This window comes from Endozoicomonas sp. SESOKO1 (assembly GCF_024606265.1).
Lineage (GTDB): Bacteria > Pseudomonadota > Gammaproteobacteria > Pseudomonadales > Endozoicomonadaceae > Endozoicomonas.
In genome coordinates this window covers 26,984-36,628 of sequence record NZ_JAHHPP010000018.1, presented here as the reverse complement: position 1 = coordinate 36,628, position 9,645 = coordinate 26,984, and the positions used below count along the sequence as shown (strand labels likewise).

Sequence of the window (9,645 nt, the reverse complement as noted above, 5' to 3'; positions counted from 1 at the left end):
GTTCTCACCATTGAGCAGGTAACTCTTGACAAGGCTGTCGTAATCAACATGGACACTACCCAGCCCAACCATTTTATCGGTTTTGTCACCAAGCAAAGCACAGTCATCAATACGGTCTACGGTTACTGGTTTAAGTTGATCAAAGGGCCGCACTGCCAGCTGGCGCTGAAATTTCTGCCAGGGTTCCCATTGGGCGAGAAAAGTCTCAAGCGCTGCATCGGTGCAGGTTTCTTCAATGTTGGCACGAGCACTGGCAATGTCATCATCGTTAACAGAAGCACAACCACGGAATAACATATGTTGAGTTGATCCGGGAATCCCGAAGAACTTGCCTAACTCAATCCAAAACGCCAGCTCAACCTCAATCTCATCCACCAAGGTGAGTGTTTTCATATGTGCTCTGGCGATTGTCTTGATCTTCTCCAGAATCATCATTTGCCGGCCCAGCGCCTTCAATTCAGTGGGGTCATGCTTTTCAACCGCCAGGGTTTGGGCAGAGGTCAGTAATTGTAATGTTTCCAGATTATCCAGGGTCAGGATCACCCGGTCATCACAGGAAGTGACGGCATATTGGATACGATACAGGGCTTCACCCCGAAACTGGCCATTATCGGCCAGTAATGACATGACCGCCATTATCCGTTGGGCCAGGACAGGACGGGTAGCCAGGTTCTTGTAATCTGCAGTGCCTGTCAGTCGCACCAGAAAATCAATAAGGTGACCAGTCTGGTCAGGACTGAGCTTAAGCTCCGGTGTTACTGCATCGGTTGAGGCCAACTCCCGCCAAAAATCCAGGCCTTCTTGCAGTGTTGTAAACTCATGCGCAGGGTTCCCTGTGCCCATGTCAAAATCAAACTGCATTCCTTCGGGCTGCGGCATGTTGGATATACGTTGATACAATTCATCTGACAACCCGGTATCACTAATGTTTACACGACGAACCTCACCCGATGAAGTTAGTCCCATGGTGGTAATCCAGTTAGGCAGGGCTGACAGACTGGTACATCCATTCAGAAAAATGTGCCCCCCCACGTTGAGGCGATTCTCGGGCAGTTCCCTCAGGCCTCGGCAACTCGAAACAACAAGCGTCTCTCCCACGTGGAGATTATCTGGCAGCCTCAACAGCGCCTCGCAAAAGAAAATAGTAAGGTATTGCCCAACGGAGAGTTTCTCGGGCAGGGTCTCCAGCTCGGTGAGCTGGCAAATAATAAAATTCCCATCCACGGTGAGATTTTCGGATAAGGCCCTCATGCCTTTGCATTCTGAAAGATTTAAGTCGCCCGTCACCGTGAGGTGCCTGGGCAGTTTCAAGTCGAGCTCCCTTTCCGGGGAGTCCGGGGGAAAGTAAGGGCTAAAGTCACCCTCAAGCCGGTAATGGACATCATTGGAAAAACTCTGTTGTTGAAAAAGCTCCAAGAATTCCTCTGGGGTCACCGTTTTTACCTCAAGGGCAACACGCTCTTCCAATGATGCAGTTTCTGATGAGCAAGAAGCGGCTTCAGCCTGGGGGATGTATGGTTGGCCGTCGACATGGTTATTATCAATATTATTATTGTCATCATTTGATGACGTGGCTGCTATAAGCATAGTGCCTGTAGTGATTGCGTTGGTATTCATAATTCCTCCTTGAAATCATTATTAACTTTTTCAAAGTACTCGATGTATTTTCTGGTAGTGCTTTAATGGGTTATGTTTTTCCCTCCCACCCGGATTTATATTCAAATTGAATTAATTGAAAAATTTCAAATCAAGAAGACAATCCCCAATTGATAAAACAGGGGTGTCTGATTTTCCAATGCAAGAAGATAACCATTTATGTTCACATAAGGCACTAACCGATTAGTCAGTAACGATAACGCAGGCTCCTTACCATTCATGATTAATATCTGATTTAAATCAATATTAAGAAAAAAATCTTATTTTATACTCGCTTAGCGAGATTTTTTTTTGATTTTTTTCGTGCAGATACATCGCAATATCTTGAATGGCTACCTATAAAGGCCTTGTATACCGCGCTTGGCAACACGACGGTCGATGCACCAGCGTTTATTTGGTAGTTCCATATCATAAATTAGAAATATTGATGGGCGTAGTGATGATAAAAGCAGTAAAGACTGCCATAGCCATCGGCATGGCAGTAGTCCTTTCCGCTTGCGGGGGAGCAGAAGAAGCGGTCAGGATGAAAGACACGCTGGTGGTTGGCCAGGGCGCGGATGCCAAGACCCTTGATCCCCATGCCACCAATGACCAGCCTTCTTCCCGGGTGGCGGTACAGATTTATAGCCAGCTGGTTGAGACCGACAAGGACATGAACATTGTGCCGGGCCTGGCTGAATCCTGGAAAAGTCTGGACGACAAAACCACCCAGTTTACACTGAGAAAAGGCGTCAAATTCCATAATGGTGAAGAACTGAAGGCATCTGACGTTAAGTTCACCCTGGAAACCATGATCGCCTCGCCAACGGTTGCCCATATCGTCAACGCCATCAGCGCTGTCGAAGTGGTTGATGACTACACAGTGAACGTCATCACCAAAGAGCCTTTTGGCCCTCTGCTCTACCATCTCACGCACACTGCTGCGTCCATTCTCAATGAGAAAGCCGTTAAGGCGGCAGGTGACAGCTATGGCCAGCAGCCAGTGGGTACCGGCCCATACCAGTTTGTTGACTGGGCTGTGGGTGATCGCATCACGCTGAAAGCCTTCGATGATTACTACGGTGGCAAACAGGAAATTCCTAACGTTATCTTCCGTAATATTCCGGAAGGCACTAACCGTGCCATCGCCCTGGAAACCGGCGAAATCCATATCGGTTATGACCTTGAACCCATCGACAAAGACACCGTCCGCAGCAAGGAAAACCTGACGCTGGTGGAAGAAGAGTCGTTCTCTGTTGCCTACCTGGGCTTCAACACCAAAAAAGCACCCTACGACAATGTAAAAGTACGTCAGGCCATTTCCTATGCCATCAACGCTGATGACATTGTCGAAGCGGTTCTGCTGGGTGCCGGTTCACCCTCCAGCTCACCGATTGGTCCCAAGGTATTTGGTTTCAACCCGGATATCGACAGATACAAGCAGAACTTCGACAAGGCCCGTGAGCTGCTGGCAGAAGCGGGTTATGCCGACGGCTTCAAAACTTCAATCTGGACCAACGACAACCCTACCCGTGTGCAGATCGCCCAGGTTCTGCAGGCCCAGTTACGCCAGATCGGTATTGATATGGCCATCGAAGTGGTGGAGTGGGGCGCATTCCTGGACGGTACCTCCCGTGGTGACCACGACATGTTCATTATGGGCTGGGTAACGGTAACCGGCGATGCCGACTATGGTCTCTATGCACTGTTCAACTCCGCTACCCACGGCGGTGCCGGGAACCGTTCTTTCTACAGCAATGCAGAGGTAGATCAACTGCTGAATCAGGCCCGTACTTCTACTGACGCCGGCGAACGAAAAGAACTGTACGGCAAAATCCAGGTAATTTTGCAAAACGAAGTGCCAACATTCTCCATCTATGACCAGTACCAGAACATTGGTATCCAGAAGGATGTTATTGGCTTCAGCATGGCACCTGCCGGTCACCACAAAATCAGGGGTGTCCGCTTCCAGGGCTAATTTGCATCTGACCATCACGCTGCTCTTTCCAGCAGCGTGAGCTTTCTGCCCGGCAAAAATATTTTTATCGATGGATCCAAGGTGAACCATGCATAGATTTATTCTCAAAAGGCTAATGCTGCTGATACCCGTGTTACTGGGTGTCTCCCTGCTGGTATTTGCCATCATGTCCTTCACCCCAGGCGATCCGGCGCAATTGATTCTTGGGGAAAATGCACCGCCCGAAGCCGTCGCCGAATTGCGCGAGGAAATGGGGCTGAATGATCCGTTTTTGCTGCGTTATGCCCGCTTTGTCGGCAATGCGGCGACGGGTGACCTGGGCCAGTCCTACACCAGTGGCCGTGATGTATTTGATGAAATTTTTTCCCGGTTCCCTAACACGCTGATCCTTGCCGCGTTGGGGGTTGTGATTGCAGTGCTTATTGGTATCCCCGTCGGGATTATCTCTGCTACACGACAGTATTCAATCGTTGACAGCGGTTCGATGTTTTTTGCCCTGCTGGGTGTCTCCATGCCCAACTTCTGGCTGGGTTTGATGATGATTCTGTTGTTCTCCGTCAACCTGGGCTGGGTGCCCTCCGGTGGGTATTCCAGCTGGAGTTCGCTGATTATGCCCGCCATCACTCTGGGCACCGGTTCTGCCGCCATTATTACCCGGATGACCCGTTCTTCCATGCTGGAAGTCATTCGTCAGGATTACATCCGTACGGCACGCGCCAAAGGTGTGGCTGAGAATGTGGTGATTAACCGCCATGCGCTGAAAAATGCCCTGATCCCGGTGATCACCGTGATCGGTTTGCAGTTTGGTATGTTGCTCGGTGGTGCGGTACTGACCGAGACCGTGTTCTCCTGGCCAGGCGTTGGCCGGATGATGGTGGACGCGATTCGCCAGAAAGATGCACCAACCGTCCTGGGTACCGTGGTATTCCTTGCCACCACGTTCAGCCTGGTCAACCTGCTGGTGGATCTGCTGTACGGTTTTGTTGACCCTCGTATCAAATCCCAGTACGCCTAAGGAGCAAGAATCATGTCTCAGGAAATGACACTGGATCCGGTACAGGTCCAGCCGGAAAACAGCCCGGCAAAAGGGGCGCCAAAGAAACGCAGCCAGTGGTTAGAGGTCTGGCGTCGTCTAAAGCGTGACAAGATGGCCATGCTGGGTCTGTTTATCATCACGCTGGTGGTGCTGGCGGCCATCTTTGCCGATGTGATTGCAGACTATGAAACGGTGGTTATTGCCCAGAATCTTGCTGATCGTCTGCAGGGACCCAGTGCCCAGTACTGGCTGGGAACCGATGAGTTTGGCCGGGATATTTTTGCCCGGATCATTCACGGCACCCGGGTCTCCCTGATGGTGGGTGTGCTCTCTGTGGCCATCGCCATTATCATGGGAGGCGGGCTCGGTGCGGTGGCCGGTTACTATGGCGGCAAGATGGATAACGTCATCATGCGGGTGATGGATATCTTCCTGGCAGTCCCCAGTATTCTGTTGGCCATTGCCATTGTTTCCGCCCTCGGTGCCAACCTGATGAACCTGATGCTGGCCATCGCGATTTCCAGCGTCCCTACCTACGCACGTGTGGTGCGGGCATCCGTGCTGACCATTCGTGACCAGGAATTTATCGAAGCCGCCCGGGCTATTGGTGCCAGTGACCTGCGGATTATTTTCCGCCATATCATTCCTAACTGTCTGTCGCCGGTCATTGTACAGGGTGCGCTGGGGGTGGCGGGTGCCATTTTGTCCACAGCGGGTTTGAGCTTTATTGGCCTTGGTATTCAGCCACCCGAACCGGAGTGGGGGGCAATGCTTGCCGGTGGTCGTCAGTATCTGCGCCATGCATGGCATGTGACGACCTTCCCGGGTCTGACCATTATGATCACGATTCTTGCCCTGAACCTGCTGGGTGATGGTCTTCGTGATGCCCTTGATCCACGACTGAAACATTAACAGATACCTAACGTTCTATTAGAGAAATGCTATGACAGAACAAGCAAGCAAACAGGATCTGTTGTCTATTCAAGACCTCAGTATCGTGTATGAAGTGGATGGTGAAACCACCTACGCGGTCAATGGCTTGAATATCAGCCTGAAGCGGGGGGAAACCCTGGGTTTGATCGGAGAAACCGGTGCCGGTAAAACGACAACGGCTCTTGGTATTATGGGGTTGGTGCCTAATCCTCCGGGTCGAATTGTCAGTGGTAAAGTGGTTTTTGATGGTGAAGACCTGCTGCAAATGCCAAAAGAGAAAATGCGTGGCGTCCGCGGTAACCGGATTTCCATGATTTTCCAGGACCCCATGACTTCTCTGAACCCGGTAATGACGGTCGGGGAGCAGATTGCCGAAGTGATCCTTATCCACGAAAGGGTGAGCAAAAAAGCGTCTTTCCAGAAAGCTGGCGAGATGTTGGAGATGGTGGGCATTCCCGCTGCCCGCGCCGGAGACTTTCCGCACCAGTTTTCTGGCGGGATGAAACAACGGGTGGTGATTGCCATTGCCCTTGCCTGTAACCCGGACCTGCTGATCGCTGATGAACCGACCACGGCACTGGATGTCACCATTCAGGCGCAGGTACTGGATCTGATGAAGGATCTGAAAAACCGTTACCATACCGCTATGATTCTGATCACCCACGATCTGGGTGTTGTTGCCCAGGTATGCGACAAAGTTGCGATCATGTACGCCGGTGAAGTGGTAGAGAGTGGTGCTATTCGGGATGTCTATGAAAATACCAGACATCCTTACACCAAGGGCCTGTTTGCTTCGATTCCCGATCTCGATCACTCGGTTGGACGACTAAAGCCCATTAAGGGCATGATGCCGGACCCAACGAACCCACCGTCCGGTTGCAAGTTCCACCCCCGTTGTCCGGATGCAACGGCAACCTGTTCGGTATCAGAACCAGAGCCGGTATTGACGGAAACCGGCCATGTTGCCCGCTGTCTTATGTTGCAGTCGATGGTAGAGCAAACAGACGTAAACAGGGTGCAGGGGTAAGGTTATGTCAGACACTATTCTGGAAGTCAGAAACCTCAGGAAATATTTTTCGACCCCCAAAGGCATGTTGCATGCGGTGGATGGCGTTAACTTTTCCATCAGGAAAGGTAAAACCCTGGGCATTGTCGGTGAGTCAGGTTGCGGTAAGTCCACAACCGGCCGGGTCATCCTGCGTTTGCTCGAAGCGACCGATGGCGAAATTCTGTTTGACGGGCAGAATATTCGTCACTTCAGCAAAGATCAGATGCGACGGCTGCGTGAAGATATGCAAATTATCTTCCAGGATCCCTTTGCCTCCCTGAACCCCCGGATGACCGCCAGTGAGATCATTGGTGAGCCGCTGCTGATTCACAACAAAGTGAAGAACAAGCGGGAGCTTACTGAACGTGTCGCAGAATTAATGGAACTGGTTGGCCTGAGCCCTCGACTGGTCAATACTTACCCTCATGAGCTGGACGGTGGTAGACGACAGCGTATTGGTATAGCCCGGGCGCTGGCGCTGAAACCAAAGTTCATTATCTGTGATGAGCCGGTATCGGCGCTGGATGTATCCATCCAGGCGCAGATTCTCAACCTGATGCAGGATCTGCAGGAACAGCTTGGCCTCACTTATATTTTCATTACTCACGATTTATCGGTGGTTAAGCATTTCTCCGATGAAATCGCGGTTATGTACCTTGGGCAGCTGATTGAGAAAGCACCAGCAAGGGATTTGTTCAGCAACCCGACTCACCCTTATACCAGGGCCTTGTTATCGGCCATTCCTTCGATTCATCTGGACCATAAGATGGAACGTGAGGTGTTGCAGGGTGAAATTACCTCACCCATCAACCCGGCTCCCGGCTGTCGCTTTGCGCCACGTTGCAAGTATGCAGCGCCGGAGTGTACCTCCAGGGAGATTCATCTTAACGAGATCAATAAAGGGCACTTTGTTGCCTGTGCCATGGTCGAGAAAGGTTGACCCTCAAAAAACGACGACCGGCGTAGAGTGAGATCACTGACGCCGGTTTCATCAAACGGAATCTTGCAGGCAGGAGCCGTGCAAAGACATAAAAAAACAAACTCTTCCTTGCATCGTGTTTTGGGTCAGAGTAATGGTTGAGTTTCAGGAAGTTGCCAGAATAATTATGAGTTGCCAAAACATTTATGAGTTTTCACAACAACAGCTCATCGCATAGTAACAAACTCTTCAGCAGAGGTTGGATGAATAGCAACAGTGTTATCAAAGTCCGCCTTGGTAGCCCCCATCTTTAAAGCCACGGCAAACCCCTGCAGCATTTCATCGGCACCATGTCCAATCGCATGGACTCCTACGATTTTTTCTTCCGCGCCCACAGTGACCAGCTTCATTCGTGATGGCTGGCGATGACTGGTCAATGCGCTGTACATCGCCGTAAACTGGCTGGTATAGACTTTGACATTCTCATCACCGTACGCTTCGCGAGCAGCCTGCTCACTTAAACCCACGGTACCGATAGGAGGATGACTGAAGACAACCGTGGCCACATTGTCGTAGTTCAAATGCTCATCCGGCTTATTATTGAACAGGCGCTCTGACAAACGACGGCCTGCAGCAACGGCAACCGGAGTCAATTCAATTTTGCCGATGTTGTCACCCACGGCATAAATTCCATCAACACTGGTATTCTGATATTTATCAACAGAAATATAACCCCGGTCGTCCACCGTAACACCTGCTGCACCTAGGTTAATACCAGAGGTATGCGGCTTACGGCCTATAGCCCAGATCACCGTATCAACATTCAATGAGTTACCGTTTTCCAAATGAACAGTCAGGCTTCCATCGTCCTCTTTAACAACTTCTTTTGGTACTGAGTGGGTATGCAGCTGAGGGCCTTCGGACTCCATCACTTCCACCAGCGTATCTGACAACATCTCTTCAAAATTACGCAATGGTTTGTGTTTACGAACCAGCAGATGCGTTTCACTGCCCAGTGCGTGTAACACACCGGCCAGTTCAACAGCAATGTAACCGGCACCCAATACAGCCACCCGGCCGGGGCGCTCAGTCAGTTCAAAGAACCCATCGGAATCGATACCGTATTCTGCTCCGGGAACGTCTGGAATCAGGGGCTCACCACCGGTTGCAATGGTGATATGGTCTGCTGTGTAGTGCTCACCATTCACCTCTACCGTTCTGGCATCAACAAATCGTCCATAGCCGTTTATTACGGTAATTTCATTGTTACCCAGGACCCGTTCATAAGAAGCATGTATACGACTGATATAAGCCTCCCGACTGTCGACAAGCTTACTCCAGCTGAATGACTTCAATTGCTCGTCAATACTGATATCAAAGCCGTAGTCAGGCCCATAACGACAGGCATCAGCAATTTGTCCGGCAAACCACATGGCTTTCTTGGGAACGCACCCTACGTTCACGCAGGTTCCTCCCAGATACTTAGCCTCTATAAGTGCCACCTTTTTACCGTACATAGCTGCACGGTTTGCTGAAGCGATACCACCGCTTCCACCGCCGATTACCAGATAATCAAAGTGGTTTGATGTCGTCATTTTATTGTCCTGGTCTTTGCAGAGCCGAAAAAGCCCGCCTGGAAAAAATCTCTGACTACTCTATAAGGTCAGACTGCCTGATTTAAAGTATCAACATGCATTTGATACCTATACGGCAACATGAGCAATCTTAATTAATCAACGGAAACGATACACCAGCCTGTATCTGTTACGTATATTCCGAAGGTTACACTCAGTGGGTAAACGCAGTAACAGGAAAACAACACCAGTCATCTATCCATAAACTTCTCGTTTCTTGCTTACCCCTTATTTACCAAGGCCTGCAACAACTTTTATAAAAACTGGCACGCCAATTGTTACATGTCAGGCAAGAACAAAAATCATCAGATTATAACAATAATAATGATGACGACTCCCAGCCTACAAAAATAATCATATAAGGCCGGGTGACTCAAACAGACAGGTTTGCACGGTGCTTCATGGTAGCCGACAAACAGGGATAAGAAAGCCGAGAAGACTGACTGAGCCTGGTAACAGGCT

At 50.2% G+C, this 9,645-nt stretch carries 7 protein-coding genes; 5 read left to right on the top strand and 2 right to left on the bottom strand.

Annotation, left to right across the window (positions count from 1 at the left end):
- Window positions 1-1,617, bottom strand: a 1,617-nt coding sequence (locus tag KDK13_RS01335; RefSeq protein ID WP_257282956.1) for an NEL domain-containing protein, incomplete at its 3' end; no start/stop codon positions are given.
- Window positions 1,618-2,095: 478 nt separating this feature from the next.
- Here KDK13_RS01335 and KDK13_RS01330 point away from each other — a divergent pair.
- From KDK13_RS01330 to KDK13_RS01310, 5 genes are all read left to right on the top strand, one after another.
- Window positions 2,096-3,613, top strand: coding sequence for a glutathione ABC transporter substrate-binding protein (locus KDK13_RS01330; RefSeq protein WP_257282954.1), 1,518 nt, complete (start codon window positions 2,096-2,098; stop codon window positions 3,611-3,613).
- Window positions 3,614-3,701: 88 nt separating this feature from the next.
- Window positions 3,702-4,628, top strand: a complete 927-nt coding sequence (gene nikB, locus KDK13_RS01325) for a nickel ABC transporter permease (RefSeq protein ID WP_257282953.1) — start codon at window positions 3,702-3,704, stop codon at window positions 4,626-4,628.
- Between the two features lie 12 nt (window positions 4,629-4,640).
- Window positions 4,641-5,561 carry an ABC transporter permease gene (locus KDK13_RS01320; protein WP_257282952.1) on the top strand — a complete coding sequence of 307 codons (921 nt, stop codon included), beginning with the start codon at window positions 4,641-4,643 and terminating at the stop codon, window positions 5,559-5,561.
- Between the two features lie 31 nt (window positions 5,562-5,592).
- Window positions 5,593-6,609, top strand: coding sequence for an ABC transporter ATP-binding protein (locus KDK13_RS01315; protein ID WP_257282951.1), 1,017 nt, complete (start codon window positions 5,593-5,595; stop codon window positions 6,607-6,609).
- A gap of 4 nt (window positions 6,610-6,613) precedes the next feature.
- The gene (locus tag KDK13_RS01310) at window positions 6,614-7,570 is read left to right on the top strand and encodes an ABC transporter ATP-binding protein (protein ID WP_306670961.1); all 957 of its coding nucleotides are present in this window, start codon (window positions 6,614-6,616) and stop codon (window positions 7,568-7,570) included.
- 206 nt (window positions 7,571-7,776) lie between these two features.
- On the opposite strand, the gene gorA is transcribed toward KDK13_RS01310, so the two are convergent.
- Window positions 7,777-9,144 carry a glutathione-disulfide reductase gene (gene gorA, locus KDK13_RS01305; protein ID WP_257282950.1) on the bottom strand — a complete coding sequence of 456 codons (1,368 nt, stop codon included), beginning with the start codon at window positions 9,142-9,144 and terminating at the stop codon, window positions 7,777-7,779.
- Window positions 9,145-9,645: the final 501 nt, after the last annotated feature.

What these genes read in the sequence shown, in the direction of transcription:
- nikB (WP_257282953.1), top strand. Translation starts at nt 3,702, where the DNA reads ATGCATAGATTTATTCTCAAAAGGCTAATGCTGCTGATACCCGTGTTA.
- gorA (WP_257282950.1), bottom strand. Translation starts at nt 9,144, where the DNA reads ATGACGACATCAAACCACTTTGATTATCTGGTAATCGGCGGTGGAAGC.
- KDK13_RS01315 (WP_257282951.1), top strand. Translation starts at nt 5,593, where the DNA reads ATGACAGAACAAGCAAGCAAACAGGATCTGTTGTCTATTCAAGACCTC.
- KDK13_RS01330 (WP_257282954.1), top strand. Translation starts at nt 2,096, where the DNA reads ATGATAAAAGCAGTAAAGACTGCCATAGCCATCGGCATGGCAGTAGTC.
- KDK13_RS01320 (WP_257282952.1), top strand. Translation starts at nt 4,641, where the DNA reads ATGTCTCAGGAAATGACACTGGATCCGGTACAGGTCCAGCCGGAAAAC.
- KDK13_RS01310 (WP_306670961.1), top strand. Translation starts at nt 6,614, where the DNA reads ATGTCAGACACTATTCTGGAAGTCAGAAACCTCAGGAAATATTTTTCG.